This window comes from Mesorhizobium sp. B2-5-11 (genome assembly GCF_006440835.1).
Taxonomy (GTDB): Bacteria; Pseudomonadota; Alphaproteobacteria; order Rhizobiales; family Rhizobiaceae; genus Mesorhizobium.
The window spans coordinates 125,396-145,701 of record NZ_VFUK01000006.1 but is presented as its reverse complement, the minus strand read 5'-3'; the positions used below and the strand labels follow the sequence as shown (position 1 = coordinate 145,701).

Here is a 20,306-nt window from a genome sequence, read left to right as displayed (position 1 = left end):
CCCCCGTCGAACGGGGCAGAGTTGGTCTGCGAAGCAGACCGGAGTGGGGGTCGACAGCGCCAAGAGGCATCGTCATGACCGCCTCCGACGCCGCCCCCCTCTCCCGCCGCGACTGGCTGCTCAGCGAGCGGCCGGCCTCGCGCATGCAGGCGAGGCTCGGCCGCGCCTATGTCGCGTGGCGGCGTTTCTCCGCCAATCGGCTGGCCTTTCTCGGCCTGCTCATCATCATCGCGCTGCTGGTCATTGCCGCCCTTGCCGGGGTGCTGGCGCCTTATTCGCCGACTTTCGGCGATCTGAAGAATGCGCGCCTGCTGGCGCCAAGCGCCGAGCACTGGTTCGGCACCGACGATCTCGGCCGCGATATCCTCTCGCGCATTCTCTACGGCTCGCGCTGGACGCTCTATGTCGTTATCCTGGTCGCCATCATCGCCGCCCCCATCGGCCTCGTGGTCGGCACCGTCGCCGGCTATGCCGGCGGCTGGACCGATGCCATACTGATGCGCATCACCGACATCTTCCTCGCTTTCCCCAAGCTGATCCTGGCGCTGGCCTTTGTCGCGGCCCTCGGCCCCGGCATCGAGAACGCGGTGCTCGCCATCGCCATCACCTCCTGGCCGCCCTATGCCCGCATCGCGCGTGCCGAAACGCTGACCGTGCGCAATTCCGATTACATCAAGGCGGTGGAACTGATGGGGGCCTCGCCCTTCCGCATCGTGCTGCGCCACATCATGCCGCTCTGCATCTCCTCGCTGATCATCCGCGTGACGCTCGACATGGCCGGCATCATCCTCACCGCCGCCGGCCTCGGCTTCCTCGGGCTCGGCGCGCAGCCGCCGCTGCCCGAATGGGGCACGATGATCGCTTCGGGCCGCCGTTTCGTGCTCGACCAATGGTGGGTGGCCGGCGCGCCTGGCTTCGCCATCCTGATCGTCAGCCTCGGCTTCAACCTGCTTGGCGACGGCCTGCGCGACGCGCTCGACCCCCGGAGCGGCGACCAATGAACGGCGAAACGAGGACACGGCCGGAACGCGCATTGCTCGAAGTCGACGATCTGCGCGTCACCTTCCCGACGCGCACCGGGCTGATCGAGGCGGTGCGCGGCGTTTCCTTCTCGCTAGGCCGCGAGCGGCTCGGCATCGTCGGCGAGAGCGGCTCGGGCAAGTCGCAGACCGGCCGTGCCATCATGGGGCTGACGCCGCCCCAGGCGCGGATATCGGCGAAGAGGCTGGCTTTCGACGGCATCGACCTTCTGGCCGCATCGCCACGTGAGCGCCGGGCATTGCGGGGAAACCGCATCGCCATGATCCTGCAGGATCCGAAATATTCGCTCGATCCGGTGATGAGCATCGGCCGCCAGATCGTCGAGACGCTGCGCACGCATGAGAAGGTCTCCAAGGCCGAGGCGCGGGAGCGAGCGCTGGCCATGCTGGAAGCCGTGCAGATCCGCGACCCCCGGCGTGTCTTCGACCTGCATCCGCACGAGGTCTCCGGCGGCATGGGCCAGCGCGCCATGATCGCCATGATGCTGATCGCCGGGCCGGAAATGATGATCGCCGACGAGCCGACCTCGGCGCTCGATGTCACCGTGCAACTCGACGTGCTCGGCATTCTCGACCGGCTGGTCGGCGAGCGCGGCATGGGGCTGATCTTCATCTCGCACGATCTGCGCCTGGTCTCGTCCTTTTGCGACCGCGTCATCGTCATGTATGCCGGCAAGGTGGTGGAGCAGCTCAAGGCCTCCGAACTCGGTCGCGCCCAGCATCCCTACACGCGCGGCCTGCTCAACTGCATGCCCAAGATCGGCGCCGATCGTCACCCGTTGCCGGTGCTCGACCGCAAGCCGGAGTGGGCGGCATGACATCAGCAATCGCCGTCGACGGGCTGGAGGTCATCTTCGACCGCTTTCGCGCACTGAAGGGTGTCAGCCTGGACGTGCAGCCGGGCGAATCCTTCGGCCTGGTCGGTGAATCCGGCTCCGGCAAATCGACGCTGCTCAGGGCGATCGCCGGCCTTGCGCCGGTCGCTTCGGGCAGCATCGTGGTCAACGGCAAGAAGCTCGGCGCGCGCCGCGACAAGGCCTTTTACCGCGAAGTGCAGATGGTGTTCCAGGATCCGTACGGTTCGCTGCACCCGCGCCAGACCATCGACCGCCTGCTGCAGGAGCCGCTCGCCATCCATGGTTTTGGCGACGGCGAAAAGCGCATCCAGCGGGCGCTCGACGAGGTCGGCCTCGGCAACGGCTTCCGCTTCCGCTACTCGCATCAATTGTCGGGCGGCCAGCGCCAGCGCGTGGCGATCGCGCGCGCGCTGATCCTCGAACCGTCGATCCTGCTGCTCGACGAGCCGACCTCGGCGCTCGATGCCTCGGTGCAGGCCGAGGTGCTCAACCTGCTCGAGGAAGTACGCCGGCGGCGCAAGCTGACCTTCCTGATGGTCAGCCACGACCTCGCCATCATCACCCATATGTGCGAGCGCCTGATGGTGATGCAAAGCGGCGAGGCGGTGGAAAATTTGACGGCGGATGACCTGGTCGAACGCCGCGTGACGAAGGATTACACGCGCAATCTCTTGCGGGCCAGCGACGGGTTTGTGAGAGCTATTTGAATTCGCTTGTCTTGCGAACCGATCGTCTTAGGGGACGTCATGAAGGAATGGCAGTTTGCAGATCCTCCTAACGTCGGGGTGTTTTTGGACAGGGGCATAGTAACCCGGGGCGACTGGATCGCATATGTCTCGCATGACGATGACGACGGCAGTTGGCAATTCCACAACAGCGAAACCGGACCTGTTGAAGAAGGCGACATAATGATCGTGAGCCTGCAAAGCGTTTTGCAGCGGGATGAAAGCATCCAAATCTTGGCCGACTTGCCGGAAGGCTGGCATGCCTGGCGCAGCTCAAAATCGTCACCTTGGCAGCGGGCAAAATCGCGTCCCACACCCGCCAACGACAACGAATGACTCGGCAATGTCTCAGGTCTGAGCTTGCACCGGTTCGCCGGTCTCCAGAGCGGGCGGCTCATCCCGACGCTTCGGCTCCTTGATCCTGAACCACGTCACATAAAGCGCCGGCAGGAACAGCAGCGTGATCGCAGTACCCGCGATGATGCCACCCATCATCGCGTAGGCCATCGGTCCCCAGAACACTTCGCGCGCAATCGGGATCAGCGCCAGGCTGGCGGCGGCGGCCGTCAGGGCGATCGGCCGCATCCGGTGTTCCGTCGCTTCGATGACGGCGGCCCAGCGGTCCTTGCCCTCTGCGACAAGGTCCTCGATCTGCACGATCAGGATGACCGAGTTGCGGATCAGGATGCCGATCAGCGCCAGGACGCCGAGAATGGCGACGAAGCCGAGCGGCGCGCCGCTCGGCACCAGGGCCGCCACCACGCCGATCAGCCCGAGCGGCGCCACCGCAACGACCAGGAACAGGCGCTGGAAGCTCTGCAGCTGGACCATCAGGATGGTTGCCATCACAAACAGCATCAGCGGCACGACGGCCGCGATCGGCCCCTGGCTCTTGGCGCTTTCCTCAACGGAGCCGGCGGTCTCGATCGAATAGCCCGGCGGCAGCTTGGCGATGAAGCCATCGACCGATGGCTTCAGTTCGTTGACCACTGTTGCCGGCAGAACGTCGCCGACCAGGCCGGCCCGCACGGTGATGGTCGGGATGCGGTCGCGCCGCCATACCGTCGGTTGTTCGAGCTCGTAGCGGAAGTTGGCCACCGCCGCGAGCGGGATGGCCTCGCCGGTGCTCGTCGGCAGCTGCATGTTCTGCAAAGTCTCGATCGAGCCGCGTTCGGCCTCGCGCGAGCGCGCCACGACGTTGATCAGGTAGGTGGCGTCACGCACTTGCGTGATGGTGGCGCCGCCGACGGTGCTGTTGAGCGCGCTGGCGATGTCGGAGGAGGTGATGCCGAGCTGCCGCGCCTTGTCCTGCAGCACGTCGACCCTGAGCACGCGCTGCGGCTCATTCCAGTCGAAGGTCGGCGCGGCGAGCTTGGGATTGGCCGAGATGACGCCGGCGAATTGCTGCGCCAGCGCGCGCACCGTCTGGATGTCGGGCCCGCCGACGCGGTACTGCACGGGGCGGCCGACAGGCGGCCCGAGTTCGAGCAGCTTGACGAAGGCGTCGGTGCCGACGAATTCCTCGCGCAGCAGCTTTTCCAGCGCCGGCTTCACCCGGTTGCGAGCCTCGATGCTTTTGGTGACGATCACCGTCTGGCCGAAATAGGGATTGGCCGGTTGCACGTCATAGGCGAGCACGAAGCGCACCGCGCCCTGGCCGATATAGGACGAGAAATGGTCGATGTCGGGATTGCCGACCAGCGCCCGCTGCTCGAACCGCTCCATCTGCTCGCGCGTGTCGGCGATCGAGGAATTCTGCGGCAGGTTCCAGTCGACGATCAGCTCCGGCCGGTCCGATGGCGGGAAGAACTGCTGCTGCACCAGGCCGAAGCCGGCGATCGAGCCGGCAAACAACAGCACCGTGGCGATGATGGTCAGCCAGTGATGGCGCACCGAGCCGACAAGGGCACGCCGGAACAGCGAGGTGAAGCGGCCTGGCTGGTCGTGATGCTTCGTCTTCATCGTCGCCGGCAGAATGGTGACGCCGAGCAGCGGCGCGAAAAGCACCGCCACGATCCACGACACCAGCAGCGACACGGCGATGACGACGAACAGAGTGAAGGTGTATTCGCCGGCGGCGCTGTTGTTGAGGCCGATCGGAATGAAGCCCGCGACGGTCACCAGCGTGCCGGTCAGCATCGGGAAGGCGGTCGATGTGTAGACATAGGTCGCCGCCTTGCGCAGGCTATCACCGACCTCCAGCCGCGCCACCATCATCTCGACCGCGATCATCGCGTCGTCGACCAGAAGCCCGAGCGCGATGATCAGCGCACCGAGCGAGATGCGCTGCAGCGAGATGCCGAGATAGGACATGACCGTGAAGGTGATGGCCAGCACCAGCGGGATCGACAGCGCCACGACGAAGCCGGCGCGCATGCCGAGACTGATGAAGGACACGGCCAGCACGATGGCCACCGCCTCGAACAAGGCGCGCGTGAAGCCCGAGACCGCTTCCTCGACGATGACCGGCTGGTCGGCGACCAGATGCACGCCGACGCCTACCGGCAGGTCTGCCAGCACCTTGTTCATCGCCTCATGCAGCGCCTCGCCGAATTTGAGCAGATTGGCGTTTGGCTTCATGCCGATGGCGAGCCCGATCGCGTCCTGGCCGTTGAAGCGGAACAGTGCCGTTGGCGGATCGACATAGCCGCGCGTGATCGTCGCCACGTCGCTCAGCCGGAAGAAGCGGTCGTTGACGCGAAGATTGATGGCGCGAAGGCTCTCTTCGGAGGTGAACTGGCCGCCGACCCGCACGCTGATGCGTTCCGGGCCGGACTGGATGACGCCGGACGGGGTGATCGCGTTCTGCGCCTGCAGGCTTGCCACGATCGCCTGTTGGTTGAGGCCGAGGGCCGCGATCTGGCGGGTCGAGAATTCGAGATAGATCGCCTCGTCCTGGGCACCGACCAGGTCCACCTTGCCGGCATTCGGCACGGTCAGGATTTTTGTCCTGACATCCTCGACATAGTCGCGCAGCTGGCGCGGCGTCAGCCCGTCCGACGTAAAGGCGTAGATGTTGCCGTAGACGTCGCCGAAACGGTCGTTGAAGAACGGTCCCTGGACGCCTTGCGGGAACTGCGCCTTGATATCGTTGACCATGTTGCGCACCTGAATCCAGTTCGGCACGACGTCGCGCGCCTTGGTGGTGTCCTTCAGGTTGACGAAGATGACGGTCTGGCCGGCTGTGGTGACGGATTTGGTGTAGTCGAGGCTGTCGAGTTCCTCGAGCTTCTTCTCGATGCGGTCGGTCACCTGCTGCACCGTCTCCTTGACCGAAGCGCCGGGCCAATTGGCCTGGATGATCATGGTCTTGATGGTGAAGGCGGGGTCTTCCTCGCGGCCGAGGTTGAGGTAGGAGAAGATGCCGGCCGCAACGAAGACCAGCATGAAATACCAGACCATCGAGCGGTGGTTGAGCGCCCAGTCGGAGAGGTTGAAGCCCTTCATGAGGCCCCTCCCGCGGGCAGTTTGACCTTCTGACCTTCGGTCAGGCTGTGGACGCCGGCGGTGACGACGCGCATTCCCGCTTCCAGCCCCTGAGCCACCGTGAAGGTTCCGCCGTTCCTGGAGGCAACCTTGATCTCGCGCGTGCTCACGCTCGATGTCTGCGCATCGAGGACCCACACCCTGTCGGAGCCGTTCCTCTGGAAGAGCGCCGACAGCGGCAGTTCGATCGTCGGCTCCACCGTGGTCATGCGCGTTGCCGTCACGGTCGAGCCGAGCCGGAAGGCCTGCGGCGGATCGGTGAGCGTCAGCCGCACGCGCCGCGTGCGCGTCGAGCCCTCGGCCTGCGGCGCGATCTCGCGCAGCTTGGCCTCGGTCCGGATCGTCGGCAGCGATTGCAGGATGACCTGGAACGGCGTGCCGGCCGTGAGATTGCCGGTCAACCGGTCTGGAATATCGACCACCGCTTCGCGCGGGTCCGAGCGCGCCACGGTGACGACCGTCTGGCCGGGGGAGACCGTCTGGCCGACCTCGGCGCCGACAGCGGTGACGACGCCGTCGAAATCCGAGAACAGCCTGGCATAGCCGAGCTGCTCCTGCGATTTGGCCAGCGAGGCCCTGGCCCGCTCGACACTGGCCTCGGCCGCCTTCCTCGCCTGCTGCGCGGCATCGAACACGGCTTGCGTGGTGTTGGCGCTGGCAAGCAATTGGCGTTGGCGCTCCTCGCTGGCGGCGGCGTTGGCAAACTGTGCCTCGGCATTGGAGAGCTCGGCCTTGGCCGCCTGGACCGACAGCTCCAAGGCGGTCGGGTCCAGTGCCGCGATCGTCGTGCCCTTGCTGACGATGTCGCCGACATTGACGTCGCGGGACACGACCCGGCCGAGCAGGCGAAAGGCGAGATCGGCGCTGACCTGCGGCTCGACCGATCCGGCGAAGCCGAAGACCTGCGTGGTGCGCGGCTCGACCACCACCGACAGCACCGGCCGGATGATCTCCGGAGGCTTCTCCTCCGACTTCGAGCAGGCGGCGAGCGCGCCAAGCGCGATCAGGCCAAGCAGGAGGCGCGGCATCCGGCTCATTGGCCCGCTCCCGATATCTCGATTTTCTGACCCGCACTGAGCAGCTGTCCGCCCGCGGTGACGACGCTTTGGCCCTCCTCCAATCCCCTGGCGATGACGACGGTGCCGGAATTGAAAGCCAGCACCTCGACCGGTGCCATCGTCACCGTACCGGTCGAGGGATCGACGATCCAGACCGCCGGCTTGCCGGCGCTGGACGTCAATGCCTGCCAGGGCAGCAGGATCGCCTTGGCCGGTTTGGCGCCGGCCGAGCCGATGACGGCCGCGCCCAGCGGCATGCCGGCGGGCGTATCGGCAATGCCGACCTTGACCCGGATCGAGCCCGACGCCGGATCGACCGCCGGGGAGATTTCGCGCACCTTGCCCGTTGCCCTGATCTGCGGGTCGGACAGGAGCGTGATCGTCACCGCCGGCGAGGTCGGCGTCCTGGCGATCAACGTCTCCTGGACGTTGAACACCGCGTCGCGGTCGCCGTCCTCGGCGACGGTGAAGACGGTCTGCGCAGCCTGCACCACCTGGCCGGTTTCGACTTGGCGGGCGGTGATGACGCCCGCGGCGCCAGCCTTGAGTTCGGTGAAGGACAGGTTCTGCTTGGCATTGGCGAGCGCGCTCTGCGCCGCGTCGAGGCTGCCTTGCGCCACCTTCAATGCCTGATCGGCGGCGTCATAGTCGCGCCTGGTGGTGTAACCCTGGGCAAGCAGCGTCTTTTGCCGCTCGAAGGCGGCGGCGGACTGGGTCAACTGCGCTTGCGCCGCGTCGAGATCGGCCTGCGCCGAGCGCAAATCGGATTCCTGCTCCTGCGGGTCGATGCGGGCAAGCACCGCGCCCTTGTCGACATGCTGGCCGACATCGGCAAGCCGTTCGGCGACGCGGCCGCCGACCCGGAACGACAGATTGTTCAGCGTACGCGCCGCGATCACCCCGGTCAGCGCGGTTCTCGGCGCATAGTCGGCCATCGCCACGGTCTCGGTGCGCACCATGATCGGCAGCTTTTTCTCGGCCGCTTCCTGTTTCTGGCAGCCGGCCAAAAGCAGGACGGCCGTGCAAGTGAAAAGCGCTACGCCGATGGAAAAAGTCGAAAACTTGGAAGGTTTGACCGATGGCGGCGAGACGGACGATGTCGCGTTCCTGCTCATGGGCTCCCTCAGCCGCAGGCCGCTCGCCGATCGCGATGCCTCGCGGATCCCGGCACGATAGTCGATCTCCCGAAAAAGGAAACCGGACTCGTACCCGTGTCAGGCATCCGACTCGGGTTTGCAAAGGCCTGACGACGGCCAGTCCCGGCCGGGCAGCTTTTCGTGATAGGAATTTTTTCCTTGACGAGGTGAAGGCAACTATGATAGATATTTGGATATGGTGCTGAGTTGCGCCAGGGACCCGCCGCACAGGCGGGTTTTTCCGTTCAATGATCCTCAACAGCGCGCCGCGAAGGCTCCGAACCCGTTAACGCAGTCCGTTGGCCTGGTTACGGATATCGCCGGCTGGTCAGGCGCGCTACCTCAGGCCCAATCGCCTGCCGGCGGTGCCGACTTGAGGAAAGCATGAAATAAGCCCAGAAGACATCTGATCAAGCAGAACGGGCGCCGGCCCTATGAGGGACATCATGAAGAACTCAGCCATTTCCGAACGCAAGAGCCAGTCGATCTCGCGCGGTGTCGGTATGACCACGCAGATTTACGCCGACCGGGCCGAGAACTCGGAGATCTGGGATGTCGAGGGCCGCCGCTACATCGATTTCTCCTCCGGCATCGCCGTCGTCAACACCGGCCATCGCCACCCCAAGGTCATCGAGGCGGTCAAGGCGCAGCTCGACCGCTTCACCCACACCTGCCACCAGGTGGTGCCCTATGAGAGCTATGTACGGCTGGCCGAGCGGCTGAACGGCATGCTTCCGGGCAAGTTCGAGAAGAAGACGATCTTCGTCACCACCGGCGCGGAGGCGGTCGAGAACGTCATCAAGATCGCCCGCAATGCCACCGGCCGCCAGGCCGTCATCGCCTTTGCCGGCGGCTTCCATGGCCGCACCTTCATGGGCATGGCGCTGACCGGCAAGGTCGTGCCCTACAAGGTCGGCTTCGGCGCCATGCCGGCCGACGTTTTCCACGCTCCTTTCCCGGTGCCGCTGCACGGCGTGTCGGTGGCCGATTCGCTTGCAGCGCTCGATCGCCTGTTCAAGGCCGACGTCGATCCGGCCAGGGTCGCGGCCATCATCGTCGAGCCGGTGCAGGGCGAGGGCGGCTTCTACGAAGCGCCGCGCGATTTCATGACCGCGCTGCGCAAGATCTGCGATCAGCACGGCATCCTGCTCATTGCCGACGAGGTGCAGACCGGCTTTGCCCGCACCGGCAAGATGTTTGCCATGGAGCATCATGAGGTGACCGCCGACATCACCACCATGGCCAAGGGCCTGGCCGGCGGCTTTCCGCTGGCGGCGGTCACCGGCCGCGCCGAGATCATGGATGCGCCTGGCCCCGGCGGGCTGGGCGGAACTTATGGCGGCAGCCCGATCGGCGTTGCCGCCGCGCACGCGGTGCTTGACGTGATCGAGGAAGAGAAGCTGTGCGACCGCGCCAACTCGCTCGGCGCCAGGCTGAAGCAGCGTCTGGGCTCGATCCGCGACGACGTCCCCGAAATCGTCGACATCCGTGGCCCCGGTTTCATGAACGCGGTCGAGCTCAACGACGTCAGGAAGGGCTTGCCATCGGCGGAGATGGCCAATGCGGTCAGGCTGAAGGCGCTCGACAAGGGGCTGATCCTGCTCACCTGCGGCGTTCACGGCAACGTCATCCGCTTCCTGGCGCCGCTCACCATCCAGGACGGCATCATGAACGAGGCGCTCGACATTCTGGAAAGCTCGATCCGCGAGGTTCGCGCTGCCTGAAAGGGCGGCGCCCATTTCTCCTGACGGCTTACACCGGACCCGGTGAACGTGCCGTCAGGAGCTCGGATTCTGTAACCAGGCTGGAAGGTCCGCCTGGCGTGCAGCAACGCCGCATGCGAACCAGCTTCTCGCGTATAGTAATCGACAGCATCCTCGACATCCCGCAGGGCTAGTTTTCGAGGAATGATCGCCTTTATGGGCACTTACTCTATTGGCCCTGCGCCCGTTTCCGCAGCGCGGCGAAATAGTCGTCGTCAACCGGAGCGCCCGGGGCGGACGATGCGCCCTCAAGGAGCAAGCCGCGCAGAAGCTGACGATCCTGATCGCGGCGGATCAATTCACGCACATACTCGCTGCTCGTGCCATAGCCGCGATCGGTCACTTGCTGATCGACAAAATGCTTCAAGCTTTCCGGCAGGGAGATGTTCATGGTGCTCATTCAGGCATTTTATAGCCTATGGCAAAAATTGGCAATCTTAGGCACTGGCCTCGGCTGACTCTTTGTTCTGGAACGCGGCCAGCGCCGCTTTCAATCCGTCCGGCCCCGCTGCCACCGTCTGTGGCGCCGGCGAGAAGCCGGCGCTCAGCATCTTGCGGCCGAGCATGTGGTCGCCGGGGCGGTTGACCGATTCGATGCCGAGCAGCCTGTCTGCGGCATAATGGTAGATCGAGAACTTGTTGTCGGCGAGATCGCCCAGCACGACATGGCTGTCGCCGCCGGATGTCAGACCGACCATCTGCAGCTTCATGTCGCCGATGTCGGACCAGAACCAGGGCACGGCCGAATAGGCGTCGGCATGGCCCGTTATGGTGCGCGCGGCAAGCCGCGCCTGGTCGGTGGCGTTCTGTACCGATTCCAGCCGCACGTCGCCGCCGGTGAACCAGTGTCGATAGGAGGCGGCGTCGCCGATGGCGAGGATTTCCGGCACCGAGCTGCGCATCTGGTGGTCGACGCGAATGCCGTTGGCGATGGTGAGGCCGGCTTGCTGCGCCAATTCGACATTAGGCACGGCGCCGATGCCGACGACGACCATGCGCGCCGGCAGCCTTTCGCCTGACGAGGTGATCGCGGCCGTGACATGGCCGTTTTCGCCTTCGAGCCTTGCGATCGTGGTGCCGGTGAGAATGTGCACGCCGGTCGCTTCCAGCCGTTGGCGGACATGGCCCGCCACGATCGGCGCCACGGCGCGGCCAAGCAGCCGGTCGACCGCTTCCACGACCGTTACGGTGCGGCCGGCCGCGCGCAGCGTCGCCGCGATCTCCAGCCCGATGAAGCCGCCGCCGAGGATAACGACGTCTTCGCTCCGTGCGCTCAAGTCCCGGATCAGCCGCGCATCGGCCAGCGAGCGCAACGACACCACACCGGACAGATCCGCGCCCGGCAGCGGCAGGAGGCGCGGGCGCGAGCCGGTGGCGAGGATCAGATGATCGAAGGCAAGTTCGCCGCCGCCTGATATCTCCAAACGGCGACTGCCGGCATTGATCCGGTCAATCCGAACGCCCGGCCGGTAGTCGACGGCGCTGCCGGTGTAAAATGCCTCGCCACGCAAGGGTTGCGGCTTGGCCTCGGCATCCTTGATGAAGGTCTTCGACAGCGGCGGCTTGTGATAGGGCAGCTCGTTCTCATCGCCGACGAGGATCACCGGCCCGTCATAACCGTCCTCGCGCAGGCTTGCCGCCGACTGCACGCCCGCATGTCCCGCACCGACAATGACCACGCCGTTCTTCATCGCATTCCGATCCCGAACTTGATTTTAGGATGTCTCGCCACGTGGCAATTGTCTGGCGCCGCCGCAAGGGGGCATTTGCGGGTCGCACCCGGAACGGCGGCTGTCAATCGGACAGTTCGGTGACGAACTCGGCACACGGTGCAGGTGGCTAAAGTTGACTATCGCAGTTTAGAATAATTCTAAACTGTTGTTTCGATTGAGTTTTCCTGTCGATTTTCGTTGACTTCCATCGGTCCTGAAGCTTTATGGGGCCTCGCGCATCGGCGCATCCCTTTGATGTCTGGGCCTTGAACCCTTTCGATTGGAGGCATTTTGGTGTCTTTCTTCTTCGAACCGCGCGACAGCGCGGCATACGCTGCGAATAACGGCCTGCACATGGCCTGGCGCCGGTTGTCGCGCGCGCCGTTCACAAAATTCCCGAAAAACTGGAGAGCGACAATGACGGCACGACATGGCAGCAGGCTTGCGGCGATCAGTGCCACGGCCCTGTTGACGGCGGCGGTGTTCGTGCTGCCGGCCAAGGCCGAGAGCGATCCCAAGGCGGTCATCAAAACCTATGCCGACATCGCGCTTGCCAAATACGAGGATTCGGTGACCACCGCGCAGGCGCTCGAGAAGGCGGTCGACACCTTGTTGGCCAAGCCTTCGGCCGAGACGCTCAATGCCGCCCGCGAGGCCTGGAAGGCATCGCGCGTTCCTTACCAGCAGACCGAGGTCTACCGCTTCGGCAACAAGATCGTCGACGACTGGGAAGGCAAGGTGAATTCCTGGCCGCTGGACGAAGGCCTGATCGATTATGTCGCCAAGAGCTACGGCACAGAATCCGACGCGAATTCGCTCTACACGGCCAATGTGATCGCCAACAAGGAGATCGAGATCAACGGCAAGAAGGTCGACGCCTCGAAGCTTTCGCCGGAATTCCTCTCCGGCACGCTGCAGGAGGCCGGCGGCGTGGAGGCCAATGTCGCCACCGGCTACCATGCCATCGAGTTCCTGCTCTGGGGCCAGGATCTGCACGGCACCGGACCGGGCGCCGGCGAGCGCCCCTACACCGACTATGATCTCAAGAACTGCACCGGCGGCAATTGCGACCGCCGCGCTGAATATCTGAAGTCCGCCAGCACGCTTTTGGTGTCCGACCTCCAGGAGATGGTCGGCGACTGGAAGGAAGGCGGCGCTGCGCGCAAGAACCTGCTCGACGGCGAGCCGAACGCCGCCATTTCGGCCATCTTTACCGGCATGGGCTCGCTCTCCTACGGCGAACTCGCCGGCGAGCGCATGAAACTCGGCCTGCTGCTGCACGATCCGGAAGAGGAGCATGACTGCTTCTCCGACAACACCTACAATTCCCATCTCTATGACGCCGTCGGCATCCGCGCCGCCTATCACGCCAGCTACACCAGGCTGGACGGCACCGTTGTTTCAGGGCCGTCGGTGGCGGACATGGTCAAGGCGGCTGATCCGGCCATCGACAAGGAACTGTCTGACAAGCTCGATGTCACCGTCGCCAAGATGGGGGCGATCAAGGCCCGCGCCGAAGGCGGCGAGGCTTACGACCAGCAGATCGCCGAAGGCAACACCGAGGGCAACGCCACAGTGCAGGCGGCAATCGACGCACTGATCGACCAGACCAAATCGGTCGAACGCGCCGTCGGCGCGCTGAAGCTCAACGCCATAGCCTTTGAGGGTTCAGACAGCCTTGATGCGCCGGACAAGGTGTTCCAGTAAGCGTCGAAGCCTGGAAGCCCGGGCCGAAGTCACAAAGGGCTTCGGCGCGGGGAAGATAGAGTCAAGCCACACGGCGCGGAAGGCGCCGTCAGCCATCCGAGCAAGTTTATGCTGATCTGCCATTGCAACATCATCACCGAGAAGGAGATTGAGCAGACGATCGTCGGGCTGCTGGACCAGGATCCCTGGCAGCTCATCGTGCCGGCAAAAGTCTATCACGCCATGCACAAGCGCGGTCGCTGTTGCGGCTGCTTCCCAAATGTGGTCGAAACGATCATTCGGGTCACCGAGAACTACCACGCCCGCTCGCAGGCGAGCGGCGTGGACATCGTTTCACATCTGGATCGCGTCAGAGGCCTGCGCGTCCAATACGGGAGCAGAACCCATGAAAGGCGAACCACAGGTCATCGAGCGGCTTAACGAGGCTCTGTTCCTGGAGCTTGGTGCCGTCAATCAGTATTGGGTCCATTTCCGTCTGCTGGAGGACTGGGGATACGCCAAGCTCGCCAAGAAGGAACGCGCCGAATCGATCGAGGAGATGCACCATGCCGACAAGCTCGTGGCCCGGATCATCTTCCTGGAAGGGCACCCCAATCTGCAGTCCGTGGCGCCGCTGCGTATCGGACAGAACGTGAAGGAAGTGCTCGAATCCGACCTTGCCGGCGAGTATGACGCTCGCACCGCCTACAAGCGCTCGCGCGAGGTCTGCAACGAAGCCGGCGACTATGTCAGCATGAAACTGTTCGAGGAACTCTTGGCCGACGAGGAGGGGCACATCGACTTCCTCGAGACGCAGCTCGATCTGCTTGCCTCGATCGGCGAGGAAAAATACGGCCAGCTCAATGCCGCATCGGCGGACGAGGCGGAGTAAGGGCATGCGGGAATGCGGCGCACCCTAGCATTGCTGCGCCGCTGGCGGCGGGCCAAAGGGCTGTCGTCAAACAGAAAACCGGGAAGCGTCGTGCTTTCCGGTTCGGCCGCCATCATCCTTTTGGCCTTCGCCACGGGCGGGTCCGGCTCGCAGCAGCCCGCCAATTTCGCCGCCACGCGCACCGACCTCAGCCCGAAGGATCAGGCGCGCGTCACAGCCGTTACCAGGCCGACCAAGGACTTCTCGAAACCCGAGCAGTTCGAATTGATGCAAGGCGGCGCCGGCACATCCAGGAAGGACGTCAACCGCGATTCCTTCTCGCAATCGTCGGCCAACATCACCTTCGAGGAAGAAGGCACCTTCAAGCTGGGCAACGCCCTGTTCCGCAAGAATTGGGTCTCGTCGCCGTCCTCGACGCAGGCTTCCGACGGGCTCGGACCGCTGTTCAACGAACGCGCCTGCCAGAACTGTCATCTGAAGGACGGCCGCGGCCGTCCGCCGCAAGGCACCGGCAGCACGTCGATGTTCCTGCGGCTGGCGCGCGAGCCGAGCACCGAGGAGGAGAAGGCTGGGCTTGCCGACCACAGGCTGCTCAACATCCCCGATCCGGTCTACGGTTCGCAGCTGCAGGATCTTGCCGTCCCCGGCCTGCGCGGCGAGGGCCGGATGCGCGTCGATTACAGCGAGGAAAAAGTCGGGCTCGGCGACGGCACCGTGGTTTCGCTGCGCAAGCCCACTTACGCGGTCGATGATCTGGCCTACGGCCCGCTCGATCCGCGCACCACGCTGTCGCCGCGCCTGACGCCGCCGATGATCGGGCTTGGCCTCATCGAGCAGATCGCGCCCGCTGATATATTCGCCCATGCCGATCCGAACGACCGGGACGGCGACGGCATTTCCGGCAGGCCGAACATCGTGCGCGACGGCATGAGCGGCGAGCTCACCCTTGGTCGTTTCGGCTGGAAGGCGCAGACCGCGTCGATCCGCCAGCAGGCCGCGGATGCCTTTGCCGGCGACATCGGCATCTCGACGCCGGAGGAGCCCAAACATTGGGGCGACTGCACCGCCGCCGAGAAGGATTGCTTTGCCATGCCGGATGGCGTGCAGGAGCGGCTCGGTCAGGCCGAGGCGCCGGCGCCGGTCATGGACCTCGTCACCTTCTATTCGCAGAACCTGGCCGTGCCGGCACGCCGCGACCTCGGCGCCCCTGATGTGCTCGCCGGCAAGAAATTGTTCTACGAGATCGGCTGCGTTTCCTGCCACGCGCCGAAATTCGTAACCCGCCGCGACGCGCCCAACAAGGCGCAGGCCTTCCAGCTTATCTGGCCCTATTCCGACTTCCTGCTGCACGACATGGGCCCCGGCCTTGCCGACGGCCAGGCGGTGGGCGAGGCGACGGGCAACGAATGGCGCACGCCGCCGCTATGGGGCATAGGCCTCACCGAAACGGTCAACGGCAACAATTTTTATCTGCACGATGGCCGCGCCCGCAGCCTGGTCGAGGCGATTCTTTGGCATGGCGGCGAGGGCCAGAAATCGCGCGACCGCTTCGCCGCCGCCGATGCGGCCGACCGCGATGCCTTGGTCAAATTCCTGGAGTCCCTGTGATGTTGAAGCGTTCCGCGCTGGTAATCCTTCTTCCTCTGGCCCTGCTGGGCGTCAGCCCCACATCGGCGGCGGTGAAGGCCACCGACGTCATCCAGCGGGCAATCGACGGCTTTGTCCGGCCAGCCTATGCCAGTCTGCACGATCGCGCGGCGGGCTTGAACAAGGCGATGCACGCGCTTTGCGAAAAACCCTCAAAGGGCGATCTCGATGCGGCACGCGCCGAATTCTCGCGCACGGTGGATGCCTGGTCGTCGGCCGAGATCATCGGGTTCGGCCCGATCAAGGAAAACAACCGGCTGGAGCGAATGCTGTTTTGGCCGGATCGCAAAAGCATCGGCCTGAAACAGGTGCAGGCCGCGCTGGCGGCCCAAGACCCGAGCGCCACCGATCCGGCACAGCTTTCCGGCAAGAGCGTCGCCATGCAGGGGCTCGGCGCCTTGGAGTTCGTGCTCCACGGTGACGGCGCCGATGCGCTTGCCGGCAAGAACGATCCCTATCGCTGCGCCTATGGCGCCGCGGTTGCCGGCAACATCGAAACCATGGCCGGCGATGTCGCCGACGCCTGGAACAAGCCGGACGGCTTTGCGGCGCTCTGGGCCAATCCGGGGCCGCAGAATCCGCTCTATCGCGACGGCACGGAAGCGGTGACGGAACTGGTCGGCATCTTCATCAACGAGCTGGAAATGGTTCGCGACGTGCGCCTGAAAGGCTTCCTGGGCGGCAAGCCGGAGGCGGACAAGCCGAAACAGGCGATCTACTGGCGTTCGCAAAACACCACCAATTCGCTGGCCGGAAACCTTGCCGGCATCGACGGGCTGTTCGAGGCCTCAAAGCTCGGCGATGCGCTGCCGGCCGATGCGCGCTGGATGGCGGAATCGATCCGTATCCAGCTGGTCAACGGCGTCGCCACCGCGAAGTCGGTCCAGGGCCCGATCGACATGGCGCTCGCCGACCCGGCGCTGCGCGCAAAGCTCGAGCATCTCGCGCTGATCACCTCCAGCCTGTCGACCCTGTTCGGCACCAGGCTGACCGCCGAATTCGGCCTGACCGCCGGTTTTTCCTCGCTGGATGGGGACTGAGCGTGAAAACCTCCCTCATTGACCGTCGCGATTTCCTGAGAGCCGCGGGCATCGGTTTTGCCGCCGCGATGGCGCCGCCGGCCTGGGCAAATACGCTTGCCGCCGATGCCGTCTTCGCCACCGCCTTCGTCAAGCGCGACGGCAGCTATGGCGCCGCAATCCTGTCCGAGGCCGGCAAGCTCCTGCACGCGATCGACTTGCCCGACCGCGGCCACGACGTCACCTTCGATCCCATATCGAAGCGCTCAGTGGTGTTCGCCCGCCAGCCCGGCACCTTCGCCGTGGTCTTCGATCACGCCGGGCGCGATGAACCGCTGACCATCGCCAGCATCACCGGCCGGCATTTCTTCGGCCATGGCGTGTTCTCCCCGGACGGCGCCTTGCTTTATGCCACCGAGAACGATTTCGACAACGCGGCCGGCGTCGTCGGCGTCTACGACGCGCGGGCGAAATTCAAGCGCCTTGGTGAATTCCCGACCTATGGCATGGGACCCCACGAGCTTCTGCTCCTGGGCGACGGCAGGACGATCGCCGTTGCCAATGGCGGCATCGAGACTCATCCCGATTATGGCCGCGCCGAACTCAACATCGCCACCATGAAGCCGTCCTATGTGCTCATCGACCGTGTCACCGGCGATCTGGTCGAGAAGCACGAATTGCCGGCGGCGCTGCACCAGCTGTCGATCCGCCACATGGACACCGACCAGACCGGCACCGTCTGGTTCGGCTGCCAGTACAGGGGGCCCGGCACCGACCGTCCGCTGCTGGTCGGCCGCGCCGCGCGCGGCAAGGATTTGCAGCTCCTCGACATGCCGCAGGATGTCCTGTCCGGCTTCCGCAACTATATCGGTTCCGTCGCCGCCAATCCGGTTGCCGGCACCATTGCCGTCTCTTCGCCGGAAGGCAATTCGCTTGTGGTGATCGATGCGGCGAGCGGGCGGCTCGTCTCGTCAAGCGCACTGGTCGAGGTCTGCGGCGTGGCGCCAGACGGGACGGGTTTTATGGCCACCACCGGAGCCGGCGAAATCGTCGAATGCAATGGCGCGACACGGTCCGAACCGGACTACGTCTGGGACAACCATATGCTGCGCATAGAGCCGGCCGCATAGACACCTTCCCGCTGCGTCGGAGCGAAGCCGCTTAAGAAATTATGCGCTTTCCCCTTGCGGTGGCGCGCTGTGGCAGGCACAGGGAATTGTTTTTCGAACCGGTCGTTTCATGAAAATGCTCGCCATCGACTGTGCCGCCAACCTCTGCGCCGCCTGCGTCTATGATGCCGGGGCGAGGCAGGAACTCGGCCGCGCGGTGCTCGATCTAGGCAAGGGCCATGCCGAGCATCTGATGGGCGTCATCGCCGAGGCGCTGAAGGCCGGTGCAACCGCCTATGCCGGCCTTGGCGCCATCGCCGTCTCCGTCGGCCCCGGTTCCTTCACCGGCCTGCGCGTCGGGGTTTCCACTGCGCGTGGCCTGGCGCTGGCGCTCAAGCTGCCTGCAATCGGCGTGACGACGCTCGAGGCGCTGGCGGCCGAGGCGGCAGGGGCATTTCCCGGCCGTGCCGTGCTGGCCGCGCTCGATGCCGGCCGCGAGGAGATCCATGCCGCTCTCTATGATGAAATGTCGGTTTTGACTTACGGTCCGGCCGTGGTCACGCTGGCGGATGCCGTGGCCATGGCGAGCGAGCGGTCTTCGGTGCTCGCCGGAACCGCCGCGACGCGGATCGCGGCATCCGCCGGACGCTCCTTCGACATCGGACCCGAGACGGCGACCGCGGACATTCTCACCTACGCCCGCCTGGCGGTCACCAAGGGCGAGGGCGAGAGGCCGAAACCTCTTTATCTGCGCGGCGCCGACGCCAAGCCGCAGGCCGGGTTCATACTTTCCAGGCAAGGGAAATAATGCGCATACCTTTTCTCCAGCCGCGCCGCCGCGATTACGCGCTCGAACCGCTCAGGACCACCGACAGTCCGGCGGTCTCGCTCCTGCACCGCGAGGACTTCGTCCGCCCATGGACCGATGGCGAGTTCGCGGCCTTGCTCGAACAGGACACCGTGTTCGGCTATGCCGCGCGCGAAACCGGGCAGGGCGCCAAGCCGCCGGTCGGCTTCGTGCTGGCCCGGCTGGCGGCCGGCGAGGGCGAGATCCTGACCGTCGCGGTGGCGCGGTCGCATCGCCGCCAGGGGCTGGGCTGGCAGTTGATGGACGCGGTGCTGCGCGAACTGCACGCGCAACGCGCCGAAGCGCTCTTCCTCGAGGTCGACGAGACCAATGTCGCCGCGATCGCCCTCTACAGGCGTCTCGGATTCCGCGAGGTCGGCAAGCGCCCCAACTATTACAGGTCGCCCGAGCATGGACCGACCGGCGCGCTTGTCATGCGCCGCGATCTTCGCTAGCCAGGGTTTCGGGGTGGAGCGATGATCGGAAAAATCAGGATTTTCCTGGCGATAGGGCTGGTCGTCGCCGGTTCGCTGATCCTGGTGCCTTTGCAGGTCCTGTCGATGAAGACCGGCTGGTGGCCGGAAACCTTCATCCTCAAGATCTGGCACAGGCTGATCGTCAGGGCGCTCGGCATGCGCATCCATGTAAACGGCACGATGTCCGACCGCCGCCCCTTGTTGATTGCCTCAAATCACATCTCCTGGACCGACATCATGGTGCTGGGCTCGTTTGCCGATGTGAAGTTCATCGCCAGGGCCGACATGGAAGGCTGGCCGCTGATCGGCATGCTGTCGAAGCTGCAGCGTACCGTCTTCATCGAGCGTGAGCGCAAGCGCTCGTCCGGCGACCAGGCGAGCGAGATCGCCAACCGCATGGCCAAGGGCGATGCCATGGTGCTGTTTGCCGAAGGCTCGACGGGCGACGGCAACATCGTCCTGCCTTTCAAGAGCACGCTGTTCGGTGCCGCCTCGATGGCGATTTCGGAGGGCGCGGCGGAGCAGGTCTTCATCCAGCCGGTAGCGATCGCCTATACCCGGCTGCATGGCGTGCCGCTCGGCCGCCGGCACCGGCCGATCGCGGCGTGGATCGGCGACGAGGATCTGATGCCGCATCTCAAAGTGCTGATGGCGGAAGGCGCGCTCGATGTCGAGGTGCATTTCGGCGAACCCATCGCCTTCGCCAAGGGGTCGAACCGGAAGGAAACGGCGAAGCTGATGGAAAGCCGCGTGCGCGAAATGATGCAGGCGGCACTGGCCGCGCCGCGCCCGAGCCGCTGAATCCCGAAGGCCCCCAGGCAGAATCGTCTGTTTTTTGTCGCGGAAAGGCGTT

20 protein-coding genes and 1 pseudogene are annotated in these 20,306 nt (G+C 64.9%); 15 read left to right on the top strand and 6 right to left on the bottom strand.

Annotated elements, in window-relative coordinates:
* Window positions 1–74: 74 nt before the first annotated feature.
* The 4 genes from nikC to FJ490_RS19920 are packed head-to-tail and all read left to right on the top strand — an operon-like array spanning window position 75 to window position 2,958.
* The gene (gene nikC, locus FJ490_RS19935; protein WP_140496850.1) at window positions 75–1,001 is read left to right on the top strand and encodes a nickel transporter permease; all 927 of its coding nucleotides are present in this window, start codon (window positions 75–77) and stop codon (window positions 999–1,001) included.
* On the top strand, window positions 998–1,858 hold the full coding sequence (locus FJ490_RS19930; protein WP_140513126.1) for an ABC transporter ATP-binding protein: 861 nt from the start codon (window positions 998–1,000) through the stop codon (window positions 1,856–1,858). Before nikC ends, FJ490_RS19930 begins: the two co-directional genes overlap by 4 nt.
* On the top strand, window positions 1,855–2,604 hold the full coding sequence (locus FJ490_RS19925; protein ID WP_140728860.1) for an ABC transporter ATP-binding protein: 750 nt from the start codon (window positions 1,855–1,857) through the stop codon (window positions 2,602–2,604). Before FJ490_RS19930 ends, FJ490_RS19925 begins: the two co-directional genes overlap by 4 nt.
* 39 nt (window positions 2,605–2,643) lie before the next feature.
* The gene (locus FJ490_RS19920) at window positions 2,644–2,958 is read left to right on the top strand and encodes a hypothetical protein (protein ID WP_140728861.1); all 315 of its coding nucleotides are present in this window, start codon (window positions 2,644–2,646) and stop codon (window positions 2,956–2,958) included.
* 12 nt (window positions 2,959–2,970) lie between these two features.
* On the opposite strand, the gene FJ490_RS19915 is transcribed toward FJ490_RS19920, so the two are convergent.
* From FJ490_RS19915 to FJ490_RS19905, 3 genes are read right to left on the bottom strand one after another with little or no spacing between them, the layout of a single operon-like run.
* Window positions 2,971–6,069, bottom strand: a complete 3,099-nt coding sequence (locus FJ490_RS19915) for an efflux RND transporter permease subunit (RefSeq protein ID WP_140728862.1) — start codon at window positions 6,067–6,069, stop codon at window positions 2,971–2,973.
* Window positions 6,066–7,145 carry an efflux RND transporter periplasmic adaptor subunit gene (locus FJ490_RS19910; RefSeq protein ID WP_140513132.1) on the bottom strand — a complete coding sequence of 360 codons (1,080 nt, stop codon included), beginning with the start codon at window positions 7,143–7,145 and terminating at the stop codon, window positions 6,066–6,068. The genes FJ490_RS19915 and FJ490_RS19910 overlap by 4 nt, the downstream gene beginning before the upstream one ends.
* Window positions 7,142–8,125, bottom strand: a complete 984-nt coding sequence (locus FJ490_RS19905) for an efflux RND transporter periplasmic adaptor subunit (RefSeq protein WP_246671670.1) — start codon at window positions 8,123–8,125, stop codon at window positions 7,142–7,144. Before FJ490_RS19905 ends, FJ490_RS19910 begins: the two co-directional genes overlap by 4 nt.
* Here FJ490_RS19905 and FJ490_RS33135 point away from each other — a divergent pair.
* Complete coding sequence (locus FJ490_RS33135) at window positions 8,124–8,342, top strand: hypothetical protein (protein ID WP_246672684.1); 219 nt, start codon at window positions 8,124–8,126, stop codon at window positions 8,340–8,342. The two genes, FJ490_RS19905 and FJ490_RS33135, sit on opposite strands and share 2 nt — an antisense overlap.
* A gap of 406 nt (window positions 8,343–8,748) precedes the next feature.
* Window positions 8,749–10,026 (top strand): 4-aminobutyrate--2-oxoglutarate transaminase, encoded by a 1,278-nt coding sequence (locus tag FJ490_RS19900; protein ID WP_140728864.1) that lies wholly within the window; start codon window positions 8,749–8,751, stop codon window positions 10,024–10,026.
* 104 nt (window positions 10,027–10,130) lie between these two features.
* Here the strand turns inward: FJ490_RS19900 and FJ490_RS33630 are convergent.
* The 3 genes and pseudogenes from FJ490_RS33630 to FJ490_RS19885 all read right to left on the bottom strand — a co-directional run.
* Window positions 10,131–10,223: pseudogene (locus FJ490_RS33630) on the bottom strand (type II toxin-antitoxin system RelE/ParE family toxin); the annotation flags it as partial.
* An 11-nt stretch (window positions 10,224–10,234) separates the two neighbouring features.
* Window positions 10,235–10,465 carry a type II toxin-antitoxin system ParD family antitoxin gene (locus FJ490_RS19890; protein ID WP_140496834.1) on the bottom strand — a complete coding sequence of 77 codons (231 nt, stop codon included), beginning with the start codon at window positions 10,463–10,465 and terminating at the stop codon, window positions 10,235–10,237.
* A 37-nt stretch (window positions 10,466–10,502) separates the two neighbouring features.
* Window positions 10,503–11,756 carry an FAD-dependent oxidoreductase gene (locus FJ490_RS19885; RefSeq protein WP_140728865.1) on the bottom strand — a complete coding sequence of 418 codons (1,254 nt, stop codon included), beginning with the start codon at window positions 11,754–11,756 and terminating at the stop codon, window positions 10,503–10,505.
* Window positions 11,757–12,194: 438 nt separating this feature from the next.
* On the opposite strand from FJ490_RS19885, the gene FJ490_RS19880 reads away from it, so the two are divergent.
* The 9 genes from FJ490_RS19880 to FJ490_RS19840 all read left to right on the top strand — a co-directional run bounded on the left by FJ490_RS19880 (window position 12,195) and on the right by FJ490_RS19840 (window position 20,254).
* Window positions 12,195–13,484: an imelysin family protein gene (locus tag FJ490_RS19880; protein ID WP_140728866.1), complete on the top strand. Its 1,290-nt coding sequence runs from the start codon at window positions 12,195–12,197 to the stop codon at window positions 13,482–13,484.
* Window positions 13,485–13,592: 108 nt separating this feature from the next.
* Complete coding sequence (locus tag FJ490_RS19875; RefSeq protein WP_140513144.1) at window positions 13,593–13,904, top strand: (2Fe-2S)-binding protein; 312 nt, start codon at window positions 13,593–13,595, stop codon at window positions 13,902–13,904.
* Window positions 13,870–14,355: a bacterioferritin gene (gene bfr, locus FJ490_RS19870; RefSeq protein ID WP_140513146.1), complete on the top strand. Its 486-nt coding sequence runs from the start codon at window positions 13,870–13,872 to the stop codon at window positions 14,353–14,355. The genes FJ490_RS19875 and bfr overlap by 35 nt, the downstream gene beginning before the upstream one ends.
* 12 nt (window positions 14,356–14,367) lie before the next feature.
* Entirely contained in the window at window positions 14,368–15,963 is a 1,596-nt protein-coding gene (locus FJ490_RS19865; RefSeq protein ID WP_140513148.1) for a di-heme oxidoredictase family protein, read from the top strand.
* Window positions 15,963–17,042 (top strand): imelysin family protein, encoded by a 1,080-nt coding sequence (locus FJ490_RS19860; RefSeq protein WP_140513150.1) that lies wholly within the window; start codon window positions 15,963–15,965, stop codon window positions 17,040–17,042. The genes FJ490_RS19865 and FJ490_RS19860 overlap by 1 nt, the downstream gene beginning before the upstream one ends.
* A gap of 2 nt (window positions 17,043–17,044) precedes the next feature.
* The gene (locus FJ490_RS19855) at window positions 17,045–18,151 is read left to right on the top strand and encodes a DUF1513 domain-containing protein (RefSeq protein WP_140728867.1); all 1,107 of its coding nucleotides are present in this window, start codon (window positions 17,045–17,047) and stop codon (window positions 18,149–18,151) included.
* A gap of 109 nt (window positions 18,152–18,260) precedes the next feature.
* Window positions 18,261–18,938: a tRNA (adenosine(37)-N6)-threonylcarbamoyltransferase complex dimerization subunit type 1 TsaB gene (tsaB, locus tag FJ490_RS19850; RefSeq protein ID WP_140513154.1), complete on the top strand. Its 678-nt coding sequence runs from the start codon at window positions 18,261–18,263 to the stop codon at window positions 18,936–18,938.
* Entirely contained in the window at window positions 18,938–19,432 is a 495-nt protein-coding gene (gene rimI / locus FJ490_RS19845) for a ribosomal protein S18-alanine N-acetyltransferase (RefSeq protein ID WP_140496816.1), read from the top strand. Before tsaB ends, rimI begins: the two co-directional genes overlap by 1 nt.
* A gap of 21 nt (window positions 19,433–19,453) precedes the next feature.
* Entirely contained in the window at window positions 19,454–20,254 is an 801-nt protein-coding gene (locus FJ490_RS19840; protein WP_140513156.1) for a lysophospholipid acyltransferase family protein, read from the top strand.
* Window positions 20,255–20,306: the final 52 nt, after the last annotated feature.